At 62.0% G+C, this 22,178-nt stretch carries 19 protein-coding genes; 7 read left to right on the forward strand and 12 right to left on the reverse strand.

The genetic code is table 11. From position 1 onward, the window contains the following. Positions 1–52: 52 nt before the first annotated feature. The gene (locus tag HBO24_RS14095; protein ID WP_057440495.1) at positions 53–973 is read right to left on the reverse strand and encodes a LysR substrate-binding domain-containing protein; all 921 of its coding nucleotides are present in this window, start codon (positions 971–973) and stop codon (positions 53–55) included. A gap of 152 nt (positions 974–1,125) precedes the next feature. Here HBO24_RS14095 and HBO24_RS14100 point away from each other — a divergent pair, with 152 nt between their 5' ends. Then, a complete protein-coding gene (locus HBO24_RS14100; protein ID WP_057440496.1) occupies positions 1,126–2,520 on the forward strand; it encodes a NorM family multidrug efflux MATE transporter in 1,395 nt (464 codons plus the stop codon). A gap of 65 nt (positions 2,521–2,585) precedes the next feature. On the opposite strand, the gene HBO24_RS14105 is transcribed toward HBO24_RS14100, so the two are convergent. Then, positions 2,586–4,259: a bifunctional diguanylate cyclase/phosphodiesterase gene (locus tag HBO24_RS14105; RefSeq protein WP_057440497.1), complete on the reverse strand. Its 1,674-nt coding sequence runs from the start codon at positions 4,257–4,259 to the stop codon at positions 2,586–2,588. 268 nt (positions 4,260–4,527) lie between these two features. Here HBO24_RS14105 and rep point away from each other — a divergent pair, with 268 nt between their 5' ends. Together rep and HBO24_RS14115 are read left to right on the forward strand one after the other, a co-directional pair. Beyond that, positions 4,528–6,537 carry a DNA helicase Rep gene (gene rep / locus HBO24_RS14110; protein WP_170059915.1) on the forward strand — a complete coding sequence of 670 codons (2,010 nt, stop codon included), beginning with the start codon at positions 4,528–4,530 and terminating at the stop codon, positions 6,535–6,537. Positions 6,538–6,594: 57 nt separating this feature from the next. Further along, entirely contained in the window at positions 6,595–7,167 is a 573-nt protein-coding gene (locus HBO24_RS14115; protein ID WP_029289761.1) for a xanthine phosphoribosyltransferase, read from the forward strand. A gap of 130 nt (positions 7,168–7,297) precedes the next feature. Here HBO24_RS14115 and HBO24_RS14120 read toward each other — a convergent pair whose 3' ends face one another. From HBO24_RS14120 to dadA, 6 genes are all read right to left on the reverse strand, one after another. Continuing rightward, positions 7,298–9,220, reverse strand: a complete 1,923-nt coding sequence (locus HBO24_RS14120) for an acetyl-CoA hydrolase/transferase C-terminal domain-containing protein (protein ID WP_057440499.1) — start codon at positions 9,218–9,220, stop codon at positions 7,298–7,300. A 132-nt stretch (positions 9,221–9,352) separates the two neighbouring features. Beyond that, positions 9,353–9,766, reverse strand: coding sequence for a c-type cytochrome (locus HBO24_RS14125; protein WP_032856832.1), 414 nt, complete (start codon positions 9,764–9,766; stop codon positions 9,353–9,355). 181 nt (positions 9,767–9,947) lie between these two features. Further along, a complete protein-coding gene (locus tag HBO24_RS14130; protein WP_029289768.1) occupies positions 9,948–10,496 on the reverse strand; it encodes a cupin domain-containing protein in 549 nt (182 codons plus the stop codon). A 116-nt stretch (positions 10,497–10,612) separates the two neighbouring features. Next, positions 10,613–11,686: an alanine racemase gene (alr, locus tag HBO24_RS14135; RefSeq protein WP_057440500.1), complete on the reverse strand. Its 1,074-nt coding sequence runs from the start codon at positions 11,684–11,686 to the stop codon at positions 10,613–10,615. 77 nt (positions 11,687–11,763) lie between these two features. Then, complete coding sequence (locus HBO24_RS14140) at positions 11,764–12,117, reverse strand: RidA family protein (RefSeq protein WP_032856829.1); 354 nt, start codon at positions 12,115–12,117, stop codon at positions 11,764–11,766. After that, complete coding sequence (gene dadA / locus HBO24_RS14145; RefSeq protein ID WP_029289774.1) at positions 12,089–13,390, reverse strand: D-amino acid dehydrogenase; 1,302 nt, start codon at positions 13,388–13,390, stop codon at positions 12,089–12,091. Before dadA ends, HBO24_RS14140 begins: the two co-directional genes overlap by 29 nt. Before the next feature lie 156 nt (positions 13,391–13,546). On the opposite strand from dadA, the gene HBO24_RS14150 reads away from it, so the two are divergent. Next, entirely contained in the window at positions 13,547–14,035 is a 489-nt protein-coding gene (locus tag HBO24_RS14150) for an Lrp/AsnC ligand binding domain-containing protein (RefSeq protein WP_003206849.1), read from the forward strand. A gap of 64 nt (positions 14,036–14,099) precedes the next feature. On the opposite strand, the gene HBO24_RS14155 is transcribed toward HBO24_RS14150, so the two are convergent. After that, positions 14,100–14,453, reverse strand: a complete 354-nt coding sequence (locus tag HBO24_RS14155; RefSeq protein ID WP_029289779.1) for a YkgJ family cysteine cluster protein — start codon at positions 14,451–14,453, stop codon at positions 14,100–14,102. A gap of 115 nt (positions 14,454–14,568) precedes the next feature. Here HBO24_RS14155 and HBO24_RS14160 point away from each other — a divergent pair, with 115 nt between their 5' ends. After that, positions 14,569–15,861, forward strand: a complete 1,293-nt coding sequence (locus HBO24_RS14160; RefSeq protein ID WP_057440501.1) for an FAD-binding oxidoreductase — start codon at positions 14,569–14,571, stop codon at positions 15,859–15,861. A 1-nt stretch (position 15,862) separates the two neighbouring features. Here the strand turns inward: HBO24_RS14160 and HBO24_RS14165 are convergent, their stop codons facing one another. Continuing rightward, the gene (locus HBO24_RS14165; protein ID WP_115129276.1) at positions 15,863–16,096 is read right to left on the reverse strand and encodes a DUF1127 domain-containing protein; all 234 of its coding nucleotides are present in this window, start codon (positions 16,094–16,096) and stop codon (positions 15,863–15,865) included. Between the two features lie 166 nt (positions 16,097–16,262). Here HBO24_RS14165 and HBO24_RS14170 point away from each other — a divergent pair, with 166 nt between their 5' ends. Together HBO24_RS14170 and HBO24_RS14175 are read left to right on the forward strand one after the other, a co-directional pair. Further along, complete coding sequence (locus HBO24_RS14170; protein ID WP_057440502.1) at positions 16,263–17,696, forward strand: PLP-dependent aminotransferase family protein; 1,434 nt, start codon at positions 16,263–16,265, stop codon at positions 17,694–17,696. 62 nt (positions 17,697–17,758) lie between these two features. After that, on the forward strand, positions 17,759–19,324 hold the full coding sequence (locus HBO24_RS14175) for a phospholipase D family protein (protein ID WP_115129278.1): 1,566 nt from the start codon (positions 17,759–17,761) through the stop codon (positions 19,322–19,324). 35 nt (positions 19,325–19,359) lie between these two features. On the opposite strand, the gene HBO24_RS14180 is transcribed toward HBO24_RS14175, so the two are convergent. Both HBO24_RS14180 and HBO24_RS14185 read right to left on the reverse strand, forming a co-directional pair. After that, on the reverse strand, positions 19,360–20,502 hold the full coding sequence (locus HBO24_RS14180; protein WP_170059916.1) for an MFS transporter: 1,143 nt from the start codon (positions 20,500–20,502) through the stop codon (positions 19,360–19,362). 166 nt (positions 20,503–20,668) lie between these two features. After that, positions 20,669–22,162, reverse strand: a complete 1,494-nt coding sequence (locus tag HBO24_RS14185) for an aldehyde dehydrogenase (RefSeq protein WP_057440504.1) — start codon at positions 22,160–22,162, stop codon at positions 20,669–20,671. Positions 22,163–22,178 lie beyond the last annotated feature (16 nt).

Here is a 22,178-nt window from a genome sequence, read left to right on the forward strand (position 1 = left end):
CAAATTACAGGGGCATCACTCAAAGGCACCGTGTGTAGGGAGCTGCATCGTTTCACTCGAGCTGTTCCACCGCCGGCAAGGCCATGGCCTGGACTTCACTTTGCAGGAAGTCCGACAGCCTGCGCAGGCGCTCACCGCCGGGGCGGGTCTTGGGCCAGACCAGGTAATAGCTTTCGCCGCTGGCCACCGCAGTCGGCCATGGCAAACTCAAGCGCCCCTGGGCCACATCCTCGGCGACCATCAACAGATCGCCCATGGACACGCCATAGCCCCGGGCAGCGGCAATCATCCCCAGCTCCAGCGTATCGAACACCTGCCCGCCCTTGATGGCGACGCGGGACGCCAGCCCCGTACGCTGCAACCAGCGGCGCCAGTCACGCCGATCCGGCGTGGGGTGCAGCAGTTCAGCGCTGGCCAGGCGCTCCACATCCCAGGGGCCGTCATTGAGCAGGTTCGGCGCGCCCACTGGGATCAACAGTTCGGGAAACAGGTAGCTGGCTTCCCAGTCCGCCGGAAAGTGCCCGTCACTCAGCAAGACCGCGCAGTCGAACGGTTCCTGATTGAAATCCACTTCGTCGATGCTCATCCAGGCGCTGGTCAACTGCACCTCGTTGCCCGGCTGCAAGTGCCGGAACCGGCTCAGGCGCGCCAGCAACCAGCGCATGGTCAGGGTCGACGGGGCCTTCATGCGCAGGATGTCATCTTCGGCATTCAAGGTATGGCAGGCGCGCTCCAGGGCGGCGAAACCCTCGCGCACCCCAGGCAGCAGCAGGCGCGCCGACTCGGTCAACTGCAAGGTGCGCCCGCTGCGCTGGAACAGGCGGCAGGCGAAATGCTCCTCCAGGGTACGGATATGCCGGCTGACTGCACTTTGGGTGATGGACAGTTCTTCGGCCGCACGGGTGAAGGAGTTATGCCGTGAGGCGGCTTCAAATGCACGCAAGGCATACAGCGGAGGCAGGCGACGAGACATGAGGAAAACTCCGACGGCACGATTCCGAAACCCTACCAGATTCATCTTGGCATGAGTTTTAATCATGCGAATGATCGCATTTATCCCTTTGTGCAAAGCGCTGAGAGCGCCGAGAATCAACCCTTCTACCCCTTGTGCAATTATTGAGCGTGATGATCATGCAGCATCCGGCGCGTACCGAACTCTGGGCCATTCTGCGGCTGTCAGGGCCGTTGATTGCCTCGCAGTTGGCGCACATGTTGATGGTGCTGACCGACACCCTGATGATGGCCCGCCTCAGCCCCGAAGCCCTGGCCGGCGGCGGGCTGGGCGCGGCAAGCTATTCGTTTGTGTCGATCTTTTGCATCGGCGTGATTGCCGCCGTGGGCACCCTGGTCGCCATTCGCCAGGGCGCCGGCGACATCGAGGGCGCCACCCGCCTGACCCAGGCCGGCCTGTGGCTGGCCTGGCTGATGGCCCTGGTGGCCGGCCTGCTGCTGTGGAACCTCAAGCCGGTGCTGCTGATGTTCGGCCAGACCGAAACCAACGTGCAGTCGGCCGGGCAATTCCTGATGATCCTGCCGTTCGCCCTGCCCGGCTACCTGACGTTCATGGCCCTGCGCGGCTTCACCAGCGCCATCGGCAAAGCCACGCCGGTGATGGTGATCAGCCTGTGCGGCACGGTGCTCAACTACCTGCTCAACCATGCGTTGATCGAAGGCATGTTCGGCCTGCCCAAGCTGGGCCTGATGGGCATTGGCCTGGTCACGGCGATTGTCGCCAACTGCATGGCCCTGGCACTGTTGTGGTACATCAAATACAACCGCGCCTACGCGGCCTACCCCCTGGGCAAGGGCCTGCTGCGGCCCAACCTGCATTACTTGCGCGAGCTGTGGCGCCTGGGCCTGCCGATTGGCGGCACCTATGCGGTGGAAGTCGGCTTGTTCGCCTTTGCGGCGCTGTGCATGGGCACCATGGGCAGTACGCAGTTGGCGGCCCACCAGATTGCCCTGCAAATCGTCTCGGTGGCGTTCATGGTGCCGGCGGGCATGTCCTATGCCGTCACCATGCGCATCGGCTTGCACTATGGCGGCGGGCAACTGCTCGACGCACGGCTGGCCGGGCGCGTGGGTATCGCCTTCGGCGCGAGCGTGATGCTGGGGTTTGCCATGGTGTTCTGGCTGTTTTCAGACCCGCTGATCGGCCTGTTCCTCGACCATGACGACCCGGCCTTTGCCCAAGTGATCAGCCTGGCGGTCAGCCTGTTGGCCGTGGCGGCGTGGTTCGAGCTGTTCGACGGCGTGCAGACCATCGCCATGGGTTGCATCCGAGGGCTCAAGGATGCCAAAACCACGTTCCTCGTCGGCCTGGGTTGTTACTGGTTGATTGGCGCACCGGCGGCCTGGTTGATGGCGTTTACCCTGGACTGGGGCCCGACTGGCGTGTGGTGGGGGCTGGCGCTGGGGCTTGCCTGTGCGGCGATTACCCTGACCTGGGCGTTTGAGGCGAAGATGAAGCGGATGATTGCCCAGGAGCCGCAAGTCGATGCGGTCCCACAGCCGAACTGAAGGATGTACTCGGTCAGTGTGGGAGCTGGCTTGCCAGCTCCCACCTTTTTGATTGGTTTACAGCGCTAGATCACATCGCCCAACAACGCCTGCTGGCTGCTGCCAAACGTCAGGTATTCCACCAATTCCGCCAGCGGCAACGGCTTGCTGATCAGGTAACCCTGGGCTTGGTCGCAGCCGAACAAGCGCAACAACGCCAGCTGCTCCGGGGTTTCCACGCCTTCGGCCACCACTTCCAGGTTGAGGTTGTGGGCCAGGTTGATCATGGCGTGCACCAGCTTGCGGTTTTCTTCGCGCTCTTCCATACCGCCGACAAAGCTCTTGTCGATCTTGAGCAAGGCAATCGGCAGGCTGTTGAGGTGCACGAAGGACGAGAACCCGGTGCCAAAGTCATCCAGGGAGAAGCGCACACCCAGGCGGCCCAAGGCATCCATGGTCTGCTTGACCAGGTCGCTGCGGCGCATCACGGCGGTTTCAGTAAGCTCGAATTCCAGCCATTGCGCCTCCACCCCACGCTCGGCAATCAAACGGCTCAGGGTCGAGAGCAACTGGCTGTCCTGGAACTGACGGAACGACAGGTTGACCGCCATGTGCAACGGCGGCAGGCCGCGCTCGCGCAAGTCCTGCATATCGCGCAGGGCCCGGGAAATTACCCAGTAGCCCAACGGCACGATCAGGCCGCTCTGCTCGGCAAGCGGCACGAACTCGCTCGGCGGCAGCAAGCCACGTTCACCGTGGCGCCAGCGCACCAGGGCTTCGAGGCCGACGATATGCCCATCGTCCAGGTCCAGCCGCGGCTGGTAATGCAGTTCCAGTTCGTCACGGCGCAGCGCCCGGCGCAGTTCGCTTTCCAGGTCGGCGAGGCTGCGGGCATTGCGGTTGATGCGTTCATTGAAGATATGAAAGGTACAGCCCTGAGTGCTCTTGGCCTGTTGCATGGCGATATGCGCGTGCCACATCAACGGGTCGGCGCCGGCCTTGGCGCGGGCATGGGCCACGCCGAGGCTGCAGCCGATCAGCAGGCTCTCGCCATCGACCCAGTAAGGTTCGGCCATGGCCTCGGTGATGCGCTCAGCCATCCACTCGGCACGTTGCGGCGCACGGCGGGTGTCGATCAACAAAGCAAATTCATCACTGCCCAGGCGCGCCAGTTGGTCGCCGACCTCCAGTTGGCTCTTGAGCCGCGAGACCACTTGCAGGATCAGCCGGTCGCCCGCCTGATGGCCGAGGGCATCGTTGGCGTGGCGAAAGTTGTCCAGGTCCAGGTGGCCGAGGGCCAGGCCACGCCCGTCGTTTTCCGCCAGGCGCGCGGCCAGCAGGGTCTGGAAACCCTGGCGGTTGGCGATGCCGGTCAAGGGGTCTTGTGCGGCCAGGCGTTGCAGGGTGTTTTCCAGCAAGCCGCGTTCGCGTACATGGCGCAGGCAGCGGCGCAGGGTATCCACATCAAACGCGCCACGGATCAACCAATCGCTGGCGCCCAACGGTGCAACCAGCGGTTCCTGCTCCAGCAGCATTACGGTGGGCAGGTTACAACGGCCAGGGCCGGGTTGCAGGCCGGGGGTGGTGAGCAAGACAGCCGTGCGGCCGTCGTCGAACAAGCTGCTCACCGACTCCCAGCTTGGCGCACTGATCAGCACAGCCCCATCGCCCATCGGCGCCAGGCACTCGCGCAACAACGCTGCCCACGCTGGCTCATCGGCCAGTAGCAGCAAACGCAAGGGTTCGACAGGCGTAGACAAGCTAGCTCCCTAGACTTTGCAAAAATTCGTTGGCGGCGGGCATTATGACGTGCAGCCTGATAATGACAAATGATATTGGTTATCAAATGCGCGCAGTGCAGGTCTAGATCGAACAATAGACCCAAAAACCCCGCACATCCTGCGGCAAAGTAACAAAACCGGCAAATTTAGATCGAGTGGTACGTCACACTGTCGTTCAGAGGCGGCAGAATCTTGCCAGCCTGTTAAAATGCCCGCCCTTTTCGCTCAAAGACTCCCAAAACCCTGTATGTCCCGACTCAATCCCCGGCAGCAAGAAGCCGTGAACTACGTCGGCGGCCCTCTATTGGTGCTCGCCGGTGCTGGCTCCGGCAAGACCAGCGTGATCACCCGCAAGATCGCGCACCTGATCCAGAACTGCGGCATCCGTGCCCAGTACATCGTCGCCATGACCTTTACCAACAAGGCGGCGCGGGAAATGAAAGAGCGCGTCGGCACCCTGCTCAAGGGTGGCGAAGGCCGTGGCCTCACTGTGTGTACCTTCCACAACCTGGGGCTGAACATCATCCGCAAGGAGCATGTGCGGCTGGGCTACAAGCCGGGCTTCTCGATCTTCGACGAGACCGACGTCAAGGCCCTGATGACCGACATCATGCAGAAGGAATACGCGGGCGACGACGGGGTCGACGAGATCAAGCACATGATCGGCTCGTGGAAAAACGACCTGATCCTGCCGCCCGAAGCCCTGGAAAACGCGCGCAACCCCAAGGAACAGACCGCCGCCATCGTCTACACCCACTACCAGCGCACGCTCAAGGCGTTCAACGCGGTGGACTTCGACGACCTGATCCTGCTGCCGGTGAAGCTGTTCCAGGAACACGCCGATATCCTCGAAAAGTGGCAGAACAAGGTGCGCTACCTGCTGGTGGACGAATACCAGGACACCAACGCCAGCCAATACCTGCTGGTGAAGCTGCTGATCGGCACGCGCAACCAGTTCACCGTGGTCGGCGACGATGACCAGTCGATCTACGCCTGGCGCGGTGCGCGCCCGGAAAACCTGATGCTGCTCAAGGACGACTACCCGTCCCTGAAAGTGGTGATGCTGGAGCAGAACTACCGCTCCACCAGCCGCATCCTGCGTTGCGCCAACGTGCTGATCTCGAACAACCCCCACGAATTCGAAAAACAGCTGTGGAGCGAGATGGGCCACGGCGATGAGATCCGCGTGATCCGCTGCCGCAACGAAGACGCCGAAGCCGAACGCGTGGCCGTGGAAATCCTCAGCCTGCACCTGCGCACCGACCGGCCCTACAGCGACTTTGCGATCCTCTATCGCGGCAACTACCAGGCCAAGCTGATCGAGCTGAAGTTGCAGCACCATCAGGTGCCGTATCGTCTGTCGGGCGGCAACAGCTTTTTCGGACGCCAGGAAGTAAAGGATCTGATGGCCTACTTCCGGCTGATCGTGAACCCGGATGACGACAACGCCTTCCTGCGCGTGATCAACGTGCCGCGCCGGGAAATCGGCTCCACCACCCTGGAAAAGCTCGGCAACTACGCCACCGAACGCAAGATCTCGATGTACGCCGCCACCGACGAAATCGGCCTGGGCGAACACCTGGACACGCGCTTCACCGATCGCCTGTCGCGCTTCAAGCGCTTTATGGACAGGGTGCGCGAGCAATGCGCCGGCGAAGACCCGATCAGCGCCCTGCGCAGCATGGTCATGGATATCGACTATGAAAACTGGCTGCGCACCAACAGCTCCAGCGACAAGGCCGCGGACTACCGCATGGGCAACGTCTGGTTTCTGATCGAGGCGCTGAAGAACACCCTGGAAAAAGACGAAGACGGCGAAATGACCGTCGAAGACGCCATCGGCAAGCTGGTGCTGCGCGACATGCTCGAGCGCCAGCAGGAAGAGGAAGACGGCGCCGAAGGTGTGCAAATGATGACCTTGCATGCGTCCAAGGGCTTGGAATTCCCCTACGTGTTCATCATGGGCATGGAAGAGGAAATCCTCCCACACCGCTCCAGTATCGAAGCCGACACCATCGAGGAAGAACGGCGCCTGGCCTACGTGGGCATTACCCGCGCACGTCAGACCCTGGCCTTCACCTTTGCGGCCAAGCGCAAGCAATACGGCGAAATCATCGACTGCGCCCCAAGCCGGTTCCTCGATGAGCTGCCACCGGACGACCTGGCCTGGGAAGGCAACGACGACACCCCAACTGAAGTCAAGGCGGTACGCGGTAACACCGCCCTGGCGGATATACGCGCGATGCTAAAGCGCTAGAATCGACTACTTTTTAATCTACTTTCGGCGCCCCTTGCGCCACCAGAGGAAGCTTTTGTGGAAGCACTGCACAAGAAAATTCGCGAAGAAGGCATCGTGCTTTCCGACCAGGTACTCAAGGTCGACGCCTTTCTGAACCATCAGATCGACCCGGCGCTGATGAAACTGATCGGCGACGAATTCGCCGCGCTGTTCAAGGATTCGGGGATCACCAAGATCGTCACCATCGAAGCCTCAGGCATCGCGCCAGCGATCATGACCGGCCTGAACCTGGGCGTACCGGTGATCTTCGCCCGCAAGCAGCAGTCCCTGACCCTGACGGAAAACCTGCTATCGGCAACGGTGTATTCCTTCACCAAGAAAGTCGAAAGCACCGTTGCAATCTCCCCACGCCATCTGACCAGCAGCGACCGCGTGCTGGTGATCGACGACTTCCTGGCCAACGGCAAGGCGTCCCAGGCGCTGATTTCGATCATCAAACAGGCCGGCGCCACCGTGGCGGGCCTGGGGATTGTGATCGAGAAGTCGTTCCAGGGCGGGCGTGCTGAGCTGGATGCCCAGGGTTACCGGGTTGAGTCGCTGGCGCGGGTCAAGTCCCTGGCCGGTGGCGTCGTGACCTTCATCGATTAAACCTGAGCGGGCACGCTTAAAAATGTGGGAGCGGGCTTGCTCGCGATAGCGGTCTGTCAGTCAACTCACGAGTGGCAGATCCATTGCTATCGCGAGCACGCCCGCTCCCACATTTGGTTTGTGGTGGCCGTTAGTGTGCGGTGGCCTTAAGGCCAGCAAGCAATAGGCGCTGATACAAATCCTCTTTAAACCCCTCCGGCTTATCCAGGCGCATCCGCACCAAGTGCTCGGGAAACGCCTCAGGCTCAGGCGCATCCAGCGCCGCTTTGCCCAACTCCAGAATCTCCGTCAGCTTGAATTTGCTCTTGAGCCAGTTCAACGCGCGCAACAAATCCCGTTCTTCATCGGTGAAGTCACTGCCCAGCGGGTACTCCGGGAACAGCCTTGAATGCCGTGCTTGCACCGCCTGCAAACGCTCTGGCGTGTTGTCGGCAAAGCGCGGGTCGAGCTGAAAGTCCTTGGGCAACTTGCCGGCTTTTTGCGCCTGCTCGATCAAGTCCGCCTGGAAGCGTGAGTCGGTGATATTGAGCAGCGCCTCGATCACCTTGGCGTCGGTCTGGCCACGCAGGTCGGCGATGCCGTATTCGGTGATGACAATATCGCGCAAGTGCCGGGGAATCGTGCAATGGCCATATTCCCAGACGATATTGGAGCTGACATCACCGCCCGCTTCACGCCAGCTGCGCAGGATCAGGATCGAGCGCGCGCCCTCCAGCGCATGTCCCTGGGCCACGAAGTTGTATTGCCCGCCCACGCCACTGAGCACGCGGCCGTCTTCCAGTTGGTCGGCAACGCCAGCGCCCAGCAACGTGACCATGATGGCGCTGTTGATAAACCGCGCATCCAGGCGCTGTAAACGCTTGAGTTCTTCCTGCCCGTACAGCTCGTTGATATAGCTGATGCGGGTCATGTTGAATTCCAGGCGCTTGGCGTGGGTCATTTCCTGCAAGCGCTGGTAAAAACTGCGGGGGCCGAGGAAGAAGCCACCGTGGATCGACACGCCATCCGGTTGTGCCGCGTCGTCCAGCAGACCCGCATTGGCCTGCTGCTGCGTCGCCACATCGGGGTACACCTTGCGCCGCACAATGCCGGCGTCGGCCAGCACCAGCAGGCCATTGACGAACATTTCGCTGCAGCCATAGAGGCCCCGGGCAAACGGCTCGACCCCGCCCTCGCGGCTGATCAGCGGCGCCCATTGGTACACATCCAGGTCAGTGAGCAACTGCCGGTAGCCTTCGTTATCGGCCTGACGCGCCAGCAATGCGGCAGTCAGGGCGTCGCCCATCGAACCGATACCGATCTGCAGGGTGCCGCCATCGCGTACCAGGGTACTGGCGTGCAAACCAATGAAGTGGTCCTGCAAACCCACTGGCATGTTCGGCGTGGAAAACAGCGTAGTGCGGTCTTTTTCGTCGATCAGGAAGTCGAACTGATCCATGCCCAGCTCGGCATCACCGGGCATGTAGGGCAAATCATCATGCACCTGGCCCACCACCAGGATGGTCTCGCCTGCCGCGCGGCGCTTGGCGATCATCGGTAACAGGTCGAGGGTGATATCGGGGTTGCAGCTCAGGCTCAGGCGATCCGGGTGCTCACTGCTGCTGGCCACCAACTGCGCGATCAGGTTCAGGCCGGCGGCGTTGATATCGCGGGCGGCATGGCTGTAGTTGCTGCTGACGTAATCCTGCTGGGCCGAGGTGCTATGCAGCAGGCTGCCGGGCTGCATAAAAAACTGCTGCACGTGAATATTGGCCGGCAGGCTGTCTTTGCGCAGGGCGGCGAGGAAGTCCAGCTCAGGATAATCGCCGAACACCCGCTCGATAAACGGCTCCAGAAAACGCTTCTGCAAGCCATCGCCCAACGGCGGGCGACCCAGGCTCAGCGCGGTGTAAATCGTCAGCGCCCGCTCAGGCAGCTTGGCGATGCGCCGGTACAAGGCATTGGCAAACAGATTCGCCTTGCCCAGGCCCAGCGGCATACCCATGTGGATATGCGCAGGCAAGCGCTCCAGTACGTCATCGACCGCTTGCTCGATTGAACACAACTGCACCATCCGACCCTCCTGACATTCCATGATTAGGGGTTGGACCGAGCTTGCCGGGTCTTTGCTGCAATGAACAGCCTTGGCCGCCAAATTGCGCCCACAAAAAAGCCGCTGGTCAGCGGCTTTTTGGCGAAGATCGGTTTATTTCAAACCAGACATCTTCTCGATCGCACCCTTGAGGTCAGCATCCGAGCAATCGGCGCAGGTACCTTTAGGCGGCATGGCGTTGATACCAGTGATGGCCTTGGCCAGGATGCCATCAAGGCCGCCCTGGTGGTCGGCGCGCTCTTTCCAGGCGGCGGTGTCACCGATTTTCGGTGCGCCCAACAGGCCAGTGCTGTGGCAAGCATTACAGTGTTTAGCGATGATCTCGTCCGGCGTTTTCGCGCCGCCGCCGCCAGCTGTCACAGCGACTTCCATCCCCTTGCATTCTTCGCCCTGAATACAGACCTTCCCGACGGGTTCAAGACGCTTGGCAATATCATCATTGGTCGCAGCTTGAGCGCTGGCAGCCCAAAGGGCCAGTACGGTTGCTGGTACAGCCAGCATTTTCATAATTAGGTTCACGCGTTCACCCTCATGGTGGCTATTCACGCCTGCGGCCACGGTTTCGCAGGCGGCGAAAGTATAACGGTTAGGCCGCCTCACTGAAACAACCCTATTATCCAAGGGGGGATTCAGCATGGCGAAATACAACTACGGGCACCTCTGCAAGGTAGGCAGGGCGCCTCTTCGGTTAAAAGTTCGCGGGTGTGGCTGCGCTGATTAGTCGCGCCGGCACATCGAACGGATTGCGAAAACGGTGCGGCTTGGTGCTTTCAAAGTAGTAGCTATCGCCGGCTTCGAGCACAAAAGTTTCGACGCCCACGACCAATTCCAGACGACCTTCCAACAGAATCCCGGTTTCCTCGCCATCATGGGTCAGCATTTCCTCGCCCGTATCGGCGCCCGGCGGGTAGATTTCGTTGAGAAACGCAATCGCCCGGCTGGGATGCGCACGGCCCACCAGCTTCATGGTCACCGCACCATCGGAAATGTCGATCAGCTCATTGGCTTTATAGACGATCTGAGTCGGTTTTTCCTGGAGGATCTCCTCGGAAAAAAACTCGACCATCGACATGGGGATGCCGCCCAGCACCTTGCGCAAGGAGCTGATGGAAGGGCTGACACTGTTTTTCTCGATCATCGAAATGGTGCTGTTGGTGACGCCCGCACGTTTGGCGAGTTCACGCTGGGAAAGACCTTTCAGTTTACGGATGGATTGCAGTCGTTCGCCGACGTCCAATGCAGGAGCCTCCTAGGATTCAGGCTTTGTTGTAATTGAGCGTTATCATGGCGACAGCGTTCAGTATTTACAACACTTTGGTCTGAATCCCGCTGGACGTCTTCGGCGTCCGGCAGCTAGGCGCCGGAATAGAGCCGTGGCACTCGGCGCAGGTTGCAAAAAATCTGGTAGGGAATGGTGTCAGCAGCGGTCGCCACATCGCTGGCGAGGATGTTTTTGCCCCACAACTCGACGGTAGAGCCCAGGCCGGCCTCGGGCACATCGGTCAGGTCGACACACAGCATGTCCATCGACACCCGCCCCAGCAACTGGCTGCGCTGGCCGGCGACCAGCACCGGCGTACCGGTCGGCGCGTGGCGCGGATAACCGTCGGCATAGCCCATGGCAACCACGCCGATACGCATCGGCTTGGGCGTCACGAACCGTGCGCCATAACCCACGGGCTCGCCCGCCGGCAGTTCGCGCACGCAGATGACTTTCGATTCCAGGGTCATCACCGGCTGCAAACGCGCGGCAACCGCCTGGTCTTCGCCAAAGGGCGTTGCGCCGTAGAGCATGATGCCGGGCCGCACCCAATCACTGGAGACGCCCGGCCAACCCATTACCGACGGCGAGTTGCGCAGGCTGACCTGGGCCGCCAGGCCCTGGCGCGCCGCATCGAATACCGCGACCTGCTCATCGCTGCTTGTGCAGTCCAGTTCATCGGCGCGAGCGAAGTGGCTCATCAACACGATCTTGGCCACTTTGCCACTGGCCAGCAGGCGCTGGTAGGCGTCGTGATAATCCTTGGGATGCAAACCAACCCGGTGCATGCCCGAATCCAGCTTCAACCACACCGTCAGCGGCTTGCTCAGGCGCGCCTGTTCAATCGCCTCCAGTTGCCACAGCGAATGCACCACGCACCACAAGTCATGCTCAATGATCAGCGGCAGTTCGTCGGCCTCGAAGAACCCTTCGAGCAACAACACCGGCCCACGAATTGCGGCGGCGCGCAGCTCCAGCGCCTCCTCGATACAGGCCACGGCAAAACCGTCGGCCTGGTCTTCCAGGGCCTGGGCCACGCGCACGGCACCATGGCCATAGGCGTCGGCCTTGATCACGGCAAGGGCCTTGGCCCCGGTCAGTTCGCGGGCCAATTGGTAGTTGTGGCGCAGGGCTTGTAGGTCGATCAGGGCACGGGCAGGACGCATGGCGGCAGGCTTCTAGGCGGCGGTGGGAAGAAAAAACCGGTACCGGCCAATAGCGCCGGCACCGCAAGAGTGATCGTTTAAGGCAGAGCGGCCACGACAGACAGCTCGACCAGGATTTCTGGCTCACACAGTTTCGACTCGACCGTGGCACGGGCCGGGGCCACGCCTTTTGGCAGCCACTTGTCCCAAACCGCGTTCATGCCGGCAAAGTCGGCGTCGATGTCTTTGAGGTAGATCGTCACCGACAGCAACTTGGTTTTATCGGTACCGGCCAGATCCAGCAAACGCTCGATATTGGCCAGGGTTTCACGGGTCTGCTGTTCAATTCCGGCACTCATGTCGTCGCCGACTTGCCCTGCCAGATACACGGTACCGCTGTGGACAACGATCTGGCTCATGCGCTCATTGGTGAGCTGGCGCTGGATTGACATGTTTTGTGGACTCCTGAGGGTTGCCGTAACGGGAAATATCAAGGCCAGCGGCACTGATCTGCGGGGTTTTCTTCGCCATCAGGTCCGCCAGCAGGCGACCAGAGCCACAGGCCATGGTCCAGCCGAGGGTGCCGTGGCCAGTGTTCAAGAACAGGTTTTTGAAAGGCGTGGCGCCGACGATCGGCGTACCGTCCGGGGTGGTCGGGCGCAGGCCGGTCCAGAACGTCGCTTCGCTCAAATCACCGCCCTGAGGATAAAGGTCGTTGACGATCATCTCCAGGGTTTCGCGCCGACGCGGGTTCAGCGACAGGTCAAAACCGGCTATTTCAGCCATGCCACCGACGCGGATGCGGTTGTCGAAACGGGTGATCGCAACCTTGTAGGTTTCGTCGAGAATAGTCGAAGTCGGGGCCATCGCCGGGTTGGTGATCGGCACGGTCAGGGAGTAACCCTTGAGCGGATACACCGGCGCCTTGATCCCCAGCGGCTTGAGCAACTGCGGCGAGTAACTGCCCAGGGCCAGCACGTAGCGGTCGGCGGTTTCCAGCTTGCCGTCGATCCACACGCCGTTGATGCGATCACCGGCGTGGTCCAGGCGTTGAATGTCCTGCTCAAAACGGAATTCCACCCCCAACTGCTTGCACATGTCGGCCAGGCGGGTGGTGAACATCTGGCAGTCGCCGGTCTGGTCATTGGGCAGGCGCAAGGCACCGGCGAGGATATCCGTGACACTGGCCAGGGCCGGCTCGACGCGGGCAATGCCGGCGCGGTCAAGCAGCTCGAACGGCACGCCGGACTCTTTCAGCACGGCGATATCCTTGGCCGCGCCATCCAGTTGCGCCTGGGTGCGGAACAATTGCGTAGTCCCCAGGCTGCGCCCTTCGTAGGCAATGCCGGTTTCGGCGCGCAGCTCATCGAGGCAGTCGCGGCTGTACTCGGACAGGCGCACCATGCGTTCTTTGTTCACGGCATAACGGTTGGCCGTGCAGTTGCGCAGCATCTGCGCCATCCACAGGTATTGGTCGATATCGGCGGTGGCCTTGATCGCCAGCGGCGCATGCCGCTGCAGCAGCCACTTGATGGCCTTGAGCGGCACACCTGGCGCGGCCCACGGCGATGCATAGCCGGGCGAGACCTGGCCGGCGTTGGCGAAGCTGGTCTCCATTGCAACGGCCGGCTGGCGGTCGACCACGACCACCTCAAAACCGGCACGCGCCAAATAGTAGGCACTGGCCACACCAATGACACCGCTACCCAAGACCAAAACCCGCATTTTTATATCCTCATCACGGCTTGACCGCTGACGTTTGTTGTTCGGCACAAAGATGTGAGCAGTATAAAAAGCAATGACCAGTGCATTTCACTATATAAGTGCCTATATTTGGCGACAATTCTCGGCAAAAACCCTTTTCACGGAGGAGCATCCCCTATGCGGACCAATACCCAGACCAAGCGGGAGCTGGACAAGATCGACCGCAACATCCTGCGCATCCTGCAGGCCGACGGGCGGATTTCGTTTACCGAGCTAGGGGAGAAGGTAGGACTGTCGACCACGCCGTGCACCGAACGGGTCCGGCGCCTGGAGCGCGAGGGGATCATCATGGGCTACAACGCCCGCCTCAATCCGCAGCACTTGAAGGGTAGCCTGCTGGTGTTTGTCGAGATCAGCCTCGACTACAAATCCGGCGATACCTTCGAAGAATTCCGACGTGCCGTGCTGAAACTGCCCCATGTACTGGAGTGCCACCTGGTCTCAGGGGATTTCGACTATCTGGTGAAGGCGCGGATTTCCGAGATGGCGTCGTACCGCAAACTGCTGGGCGATATCCTGCTCAAGCTGCCCCATGTGCGCGAGTCCAAGAGCTATATCGTGATGGAAGAGGTGAAGGAGAGCCTGAACCTGCCGATCCCGGATTGACCCTGTGGGCGCTACACCGTCATCGCAGGCAAGCCAGCTCCCACCTTTTGACCGGGTACATCTGTCAGACCAGCACCTGCCGCGTCGTCGCCATGTACTCGTGAATCTGCTTCTCCACCCGCGGGTGAATCAGCTCCACCGGGCCTCGATTGTTGGGGCATGGCAGGCTGGGCGTGGTACCAAACAACCTACAGATCAACGGGCGCTCGTCGTACACCGTGCAACCGTTGGGCCCCAGGTGCACACAGTTCAGCTCATCCATGGCCGCTTCCTGCTCGGCCGCAGTCTTGCGCGGCAGGCGCGACATTTCCTCGGTGGATGTAGTCACCGGCCCACAGCAATCATGGCAACCCGGCACACACTCGAACGAGGGGATCTGCCGGCGCAGCGCGTTGACTTTCTGGCTGTTGCAACTCATTGAAACCCATACCGAACGGCGAATAGGCGTGGATTTTGCCCTAAAAGCCCCGAGTGAGACAGCTTCACCCGACCGCTGTATCCTGCGTCAAATTTTCCAAACACGGATGCTCCCCATGACCGCCAGCGCCCGGCACACCGCTTCCTACTACGCCGCCAGCAGCCTGGCGCAACCCGATTACCCGGCACTGGCGGGCGAAGTGGTCGCCGATGTGTGCGTGGTCGGCGGCGGGTTTTCCGGGCTGAACACCGCGCTGGAGCTGGCTGAACGGGGCTTTAGCGTGGTGCTGCTGGAGGCACGCAAGATCGCCTGGGGCGCCAGCGGGCGCAACGGTGGGCAGTTGATTCGCGGCGTCGGCCATGGGCTCGATCAGTTTGCCAATGTGGTCGGCAGCGAAGGCGTGCGGCAGATGAAGCTGATGGGCCTGGAAGCCGTGGAAATCGTGCGCCAGCGGGTCGAGCGCTTCCGGATTGATTGCGACCTGACCTGGGGCTACTGCGACCTGGCCAACAAGCCCCGCGACTTGCAGGGCCTGGCCGCCGACGCCGAAGAGCTGCACGACTTGGGCTATCGCCACGAACTGCGCCTGCTGCAAGCCGGGGAGATGCGCAGCGTGATCGGCTCCGACCGTTACGTGGGCGGCATGATCGACATGGGCTCCGGCCACCTGCACCCGCTGAACCTGGCCCTTGGCGAAGCGGGCGCCGCGCAGCAACTGGGCGTGAGGCTGTTCGAGCAGTCCGAAGCCCTGCGCATCGACTACGGCCCTGAAGTCAAAGTCCACACCGCCCACGGCAGTGTGCGCGCCAAGACCCTGGTGCTGGGCTGCAATGCCTACCTCAATGGCCTCAACCCTCACCTGAGCGGCAAGGTGCTGCCCGCCGGCAGCTACATCATTGCCACCGAACCCTTGAGCCCAACCCAGGCCGCCGAGTTACTGCCGCAAAACATGGCGGTGTGTGATCAGCGGGTCACGGTGGACTACTTCCGCTTGTCGGCCGACCGGCGCCTGCTGTTTGGCGGTGCTTGCCACTATTCCGGACGCGATCCCCAGGACATTGGCGCCTATATGCGGCCGAAGATGCTCAAGGTCTTCCCGCAATTGGCCGAAGCGAAGATCGACTATCAATGGGGCGGCATGATCGGCATCGGCGCCAACCGCCTGCCGCAGATTGGCCGGCTGGCCGACCAGCCCAATGTGTACTTTGCCCAGGCCTACGCCGGCCATGGCCTGAACGCCACCCACCTGGCCGGCAAACTGTTGGCCGAAGCCATCAGCGGCCAGCAGAGTGGGCGCTTCGATCTGTTTGCCCAGGTGCCACACATCACCTTCCCTGGCGGCAAGCACTTGCGCTCACCGCTGCTGGCCCTGGGCATGCTCTGGCACCGCCTGAAAGAACTGCTCTGACTCAACCGCGCCAGAACGGCTTCAAGCCTTCCCGGCGCGCTTGTTCAGTACTCAAGCCGATATCGCGCAGTTGCTCCGGGGTCAGGTCCAGCAAGGCCTGGCGCGTGTGGCGACGGCGCCAGAACAGTTCCCAACGGCTCGGATTACCCGGCGCCAGCCCGGTCAGCCCGCGCTCCTGCCCTGCTTCCAGTTCCTGACTGTGTAATGCCAGCCGCACATCGCTCAAGCCACTCATTGTCCTGCCCCTCATTTGCCTGTTGCCATGAGTGACTAGAATGGACGGCACGGCAAAACCATTACAGATTCAACCCACTTTTATTAAATCCATACAGATACTCCCAACCACAGGCTGAATCCTGTATTTTCCTCACATCTGTACTGGTCCCCTGGGAGCGACCGCCATGACCCTCTACATCAACCTCGCCGAACTGCTGGGCACCCGTATCGAACAGGGCTTCTATCGCCCCGGCGATCGCTTACCCTCCGTGCGTGCCTTGAGTGTGGAACACGGGGTCAGCCTGAGCACCGTGCAACAGGCTTACCGAATGCTCGAAGACAACGGCCTGGCGACGCCAAAGCCGAAATCCGGCTACTTCGTGCCCGTCGGTCGCGAACTGCCCGCGCTGCCTGCCGTGGGTCGGCCGGCCCAGCGCCCGGTGGAGATTTCCCAGTGGGACCAGGTGCTGGAACTGATCCGCGCGGTGCCGCGCAAAGATGTCATACAGATGGGCCGTGGCATGCCGGATGTCCTGTCACCGACCATCAAACCCCTGCTGCGCAGCCTAGCCCGGGTCAGCCGCCGCCAGGATCTGCCAGGCCTGTACTACGACAATATCTACGGCTGTATGGAGCTGCGTGAACAAATAGCCCGTCTGTCATTGGATTCCGGCTGCCAACTCGACGCCCAGGACATCGTGATCACCACCGGCTGCCATGAGGCACTGTCCTCCAGCATCCGTGCCATTTGCGAGCCCGGCGATATCGTCGCCGTCGACTCGCCAAGCTTCCACGGCGCCATGCAGACCCTCAAGGGCCTGGGCATGAAAGCCCTGGAAATCCCCACCGACCCGCTCACCGGCATCAGCCTGGAAGCCCTGGAACTGGCCCTGGAGCAATGGCCGATCAAAGTCATCCAGTTGACCCCCAACTGCAACAACCCCCTGGGCTACATCATGCCCGAGGCACGCAAACGGGCGCTGCTGACCCTGGCCCAGCGCTTTGACGTGGCGATTATCGAAGACGATGTGTATGGCGAGCTGGCCTACAGCTACCCGCGACCACGCACCATCAAATCCTTCGACGAAGATGGCCGCGTCCTACTCTGCAGTTCCTTCTCCAAAACCCTGGCCCCCGGTCTGCGGATCGGTTGGGTAGCGCCGGGCCGCTATCTGGAGCGGGTGCTGCACATGAAATACATCAGCACCGGCTCCACCGCCACCCAGCCGCAGATCGCCATTGCCGAGTTCCTCAAGAACGGGCACTTCGAGCCGCATTTGCGGCGGATGCGCAGCCAATACCAGCGCAATCGCGACCTGATGCTCGATTGGGTCAGCCGCTATTTCCCCGCCGGGACCCGCGCCAGCCGGCCCCAGGGCAGCTTTATGTTGTGGGTGGAACTGCCAGAAGGTTTCGACACCCTCAAGCTCAACCGGGCCCTGGTCGAGCAAGGCGTACAGATTGCCGTGGGCAGCATCTTCTCGGCCTCGGGCAAATACCGTAACTGCCTGCGGATGAACTACGCTGCCAAGCCAACCCCCCAGATTGAAGAGGCGGCGCGCAAGGTCGGGGCAACGGCGATCAAAATGCTCGCCGAAGCCGAACAGCGGGTGGACTGACCTTTTGCCAGCAATCACCGTCATATGCCCACCAACGCCCTGATTCGGAACCTGTCGCCTTGATGAGCCAACGGCTGTTAGCGTTTTTTTTGCTGGGGTTCCTGGGCCTGGGCGGTTGCGCCACCCTGGATGTGCCCAGGGTGGCCAGCGAGGCGCTGCCGGCGACGCAGTCCGCCTTTGGCCGCTCGATCCAGGCCCAGGCCGCGCCCTACCAGGGCCGCTCCGGGTTCCGCCTGCTGCCCAACAGCAGCGAAGCGTTCATGGCTCGCGCCGAATTGATCCGCAATGCCCAGACCAGCCTCGACTTGCAGTACTACATCGTCCATGACGGCATCAGCACGCGCATGCTGGTGGCCGAGCTACTCACGGCGGCCGACCGTGGCGTGCGGGTGCGCATCCTCCTGGATGACACCACCAGCGACGGCCTGGACCAGGTCATCGCCACCCTGGCCGCGCACCCGCAGATCCAGATTCGCCTGTTCAACCCCTTGCACCTGGGGCGCAGCACCGGCGTGACACGGGCCATGGGCCGGCTGTTCAACCTGTCGCTGCAGCACCGGCGCATGCACAACAAGCTGTGGCTGGCGGACAACAGCGTGGCGATTGTCGGCGGGCGCAACCTGGGGGATGAGTATTTCGATGCCGAGCCCAACCTGAACTTCACCGATATCGACATGCTCAGCGTCGGGCCCGTGGCCGAGCAACTGGGCCACAGCTTTGACCAGTACTGGAACAGTGCGCTGAGCAAACCCATTGCCGACTTCATCTCCAGCGCCCCGTCCTCCCGCGACCTGGCCACGGCGCGCGGGCTTCTGGAGAACTCCCTGGCCGAGTCGCGCCAGCAAAACCATGCCTTGTACAACCGCCTGCGCACCTACCAGACCCAGCCCCGCATGGACATCTGGCGCCGGGAGCTGATCTGGGCATGGAACCAGGCGCTGTGGGATGCGCCGAGCAAGGTGCTGGCCAAGGCCGATCCTGACCCGCAACTGTTGCTCACCACCCAACTGGGGCCGGAGCTGGAAAGCGTGCACAGTGAACTGATGATGATTTCGGCCTACTTCGTCCCCGGTCAGCCGGGCCTGGTGTACCTGACCGGCCGCGCGGACGCCGGTGTCGACGTGCGTCTGCTGACCAACGCCCTGGAGGCCACCGACGTACCGGCAGTGCATGGCGGCTATGCGCCCTATCGCAAGGCGCTGTTGGAGCACGGGGTGAAACTGTACGAACTGCGCCGCCAACCGGGCGACGGCGGCGGCAGTGGCCCGCACCTGCTGGGCAGCCGCGCGCTGCATGGCTCGGACTCCAGCCTGCACAGCAAGGCGATGATCTTTGATCGGCAGAAGTCGTTTATCGGCTCATTCAATTTCGACCCGCGTTCGGTGCTGTGGAACACCGAGGTTGGCGTGCTGGTGGACAGCCCCGAGCTGGCCGAGCACGTACGCAACCTGGCCCTGCAAGGGATGGCGCCGGCCTTGAGTTATGAGGCGAAGCTGCAGGATGGCCAGGTGGTATGGGTGACAGAAGACAACGGCCAGTTGCACACCCTGACCCGCGAGCCGGGCAGTTGGTGGCGCCGCTTCAATGCCTGGTTTGCCACCACTGTGGGCCTGGAGCGCATGCTCTAAGCACCACCAAAATCCAATCTGGGAGCACTTCCAGGTCAGGCCGGCTGCTCGGTGCCAAACGCCCCTTGGCGTAACAACAGAATCACCAGCCCCAAGGCCCCCGCCGCCATCAGCAACGGCAACGCATGCCCGCTGATCCACTGGCTGCCCGCACCCGCCGCCAGCGGGCCGATCAGGCAACCAATCCCCCACAACTGCGCAATATGGGCATTGGCCCGCACCAACGCATCGTCACGGTAGCGCTCGCCGATCAGGATCAACGACAAGGTGAACAAGCCCCCGGCGCTGGCACCGAACAGCACCCAGATCGGCCAGATCAGCCAGGTATCGAGCAGCGGCGCAATGGCCAGGCTCGATAACAGCAACAGCACCGCGCACCCCAAAAACAGGGTACGCCTGGGCAGGTAATCGGCCAGCGCGCCAATCGGCAATTGCAGCAAGGCATCGCCGACCACCACGGTGCTGACCATCGCCAGCGCCACCTCAGCGGTAAAACCCTGCTGCAGGCAATACACCGGCAGCAGCGTCAGAATCATCGCCTCGAACGCGGCAAACAACGCCACCGCCCAGGCAATCGCCGGCAGGCCCCGGCAAAAAACCCACAAGTCGCCAAAGGTCACGCTGAAGGCCTCCGCCGTCGGCGCCCCGCTGCGCCCCAGCAGCAGGAACGGCGCAACGATCAGCAGGCCGACGCCGACCCAGAAGCCATAGTCATGATCGGTCCCCAGTACGCCGAGCAACAACGGCCCCGACAGCTGGCTCAAGGCGTAGGTACAGCCATACAGCGCCACCAGCCGGCCACGCCACTGCTCCACCACCAGTTGATTGATCCAGCTTTCGCCGAGGATAAACACGATGGTCAGGATCACCCCGATCATCAACCGCAGCACCAGCCACACCGGATAGCTGGGCAGTACCGCCAGCAAACCGATGGAAATCGCCCCGGCCCACAGGCACAGACGCATCAGGTTCGCCGTGCCCAACCAGGAGGCCAGGCGGCTGGAGACCTTGGCGCCCAACAACACACCGAACGCCGGCATCGCCGCCATGATGCCGATGGCAAAGTTGCCATAGCCCCAGCTTTCCAGGCGCAGGGACACCAGCGGCATGCTCACGCCCAAGGCGAGGCCGACGCTGAGTACCGAGGCCAGGACGGCGAAGTAAGTCGCCCAACGCATTGCCACGCTCCTGTGAGTTATTTCCAGATCACGCAAAATACTGTGGGAGCGGGCTTGCTCGCGATGAGGGAGTACCAGCCAACTCATGAGTGACTGATATACCGCTATCGCGGGCAAGCCCGCTCCCACATGTGGATCTACTGCAGCTGGTGCCCGGAGTCCGGGTTTACAGCTTGATCCAGGTCGCCTTCAGCTCGGTGTACTTGTCGAACGCGTGCAGCGACTTGTCGCGACCGTTGCCCGACTGCTTGAACCCGCCAAATGGCGCAGTCATGTCGCCGCCATCGTACTGGTTGACCCACACGCTACCGGCGCGCAGGGCCTTGGCGGTCAAGTGGGCCTTGGAGATATCCGAAGTCCAGACCGCAGCAGCCAGGCCATAAGGCGTGTCGTTGGCAATCGCCACGGCTTCTTCAGCGCTGTCGAACGTCAGCACCGATAGCACGGGGCCAAAGATCTCTTCCTGGGCAATCTTCATGGCGTTGGTCACGCCGTCGAAAATCGTCGGTTCGACGTAGGTACCGCCAGTTTCCTGCAGGGTGCGCTTGCCACCGGCCACCAGCTTGGCGCCATCGGCGTGCCCGGCTTCGATGTACGAAAGCACGGTGTTCATCTGCTGGGTATCCACCAGCGCGCCGACGTTGGTAGCCGGGTCCAGCGGGTTGCCCGGCTTCCAGCCCTTGAGGGCCTCGATCACCATTGGCAGGAATTTGTCCTTGATCGAACGCTCCACCAGCAGGCGCGAACCGGCAGTGCAGACTTCGCCCTGGTTGAAAGCAATGGCGCCAGCCGCGGATTCGGCAGCGGCTTGCAGGTCCGGGGCATCGGCAAACACGATGTTCGGGCTCTTGCCGCCAGCTTCCAGCCAGACACGTTTCATGTTCGATTCGCCGGAGTAGATCATCAGTTGCTTGGCGATCTTGGTCGAACCGGTGAACACCAGGGTATCGACGTCCATATGCAACGCCAGGGCCTTGCCGACAGTGTGGCCATAACCCGGCAGCACGTTGAGCACACCCTTGGGGATACCCGCTTCAACGGCCAGGGCAGCGATGCGGATGGCGGTCAGCGGCGATTTTTCCGAAGGCTTGAGCACGACCGAGTTACCGGTGGACAGCGCCGGCCCCAGCTTCCAGCAGGCCATCATCAGCGGGAAGTTCCACGGCACGATGGCCGCCACTACGCCGACGGGCTCGCGGGTCACCAGGCCCAGTTGGTCATGGGGGGTGGCGGCGACTTCGTCGTAAATCTTGTCGATGGCCTCGCCACTCCAGCTCAGGGCTTGCGCCGCGCCAGGGATGTCGATGCCCAGGGAGTCGCCGATGGGCTTGCCCATGTCCAGGGTTTCGAGCAGGGCCAGCTCTTCGGCGTTGGCCTTGAGCAGCGCGGCGAAACGGATCATGGTGGCTTTGCGCTTGGCCGGGGCCAGGCGAGACCAAGCGCCGGAGTTGAAAGTGGCGCGGGCGTTTTCCACGGCGCGCTGGGCGTCGGCGACGTCACAGCTGGCAACCGTGGTCAGCAGGCGGCCATCGACTGGGCTGAGGCATTCGAACGTGTCGCCGGAAACTGCGGCGGTGTACTCGCCATTGATATAGGCGCGGCCTTCGATCTTCAGATCCTTGGCGCGTTGTTCCCAGTCGGCACGGGTCAGGGTGGTCATGCGAGTGTCCTCCTCT

The organism is Pseudomonas sp. WS 5410, assembly GCF_012985645.1.
GTDB lineage: Bacteria > Pseudomonadota > Gammaproteobacteria > Pseudomonadales > Pseudomonadaceae > Aquipseudomonas > Aquipseudomonas shahriarae.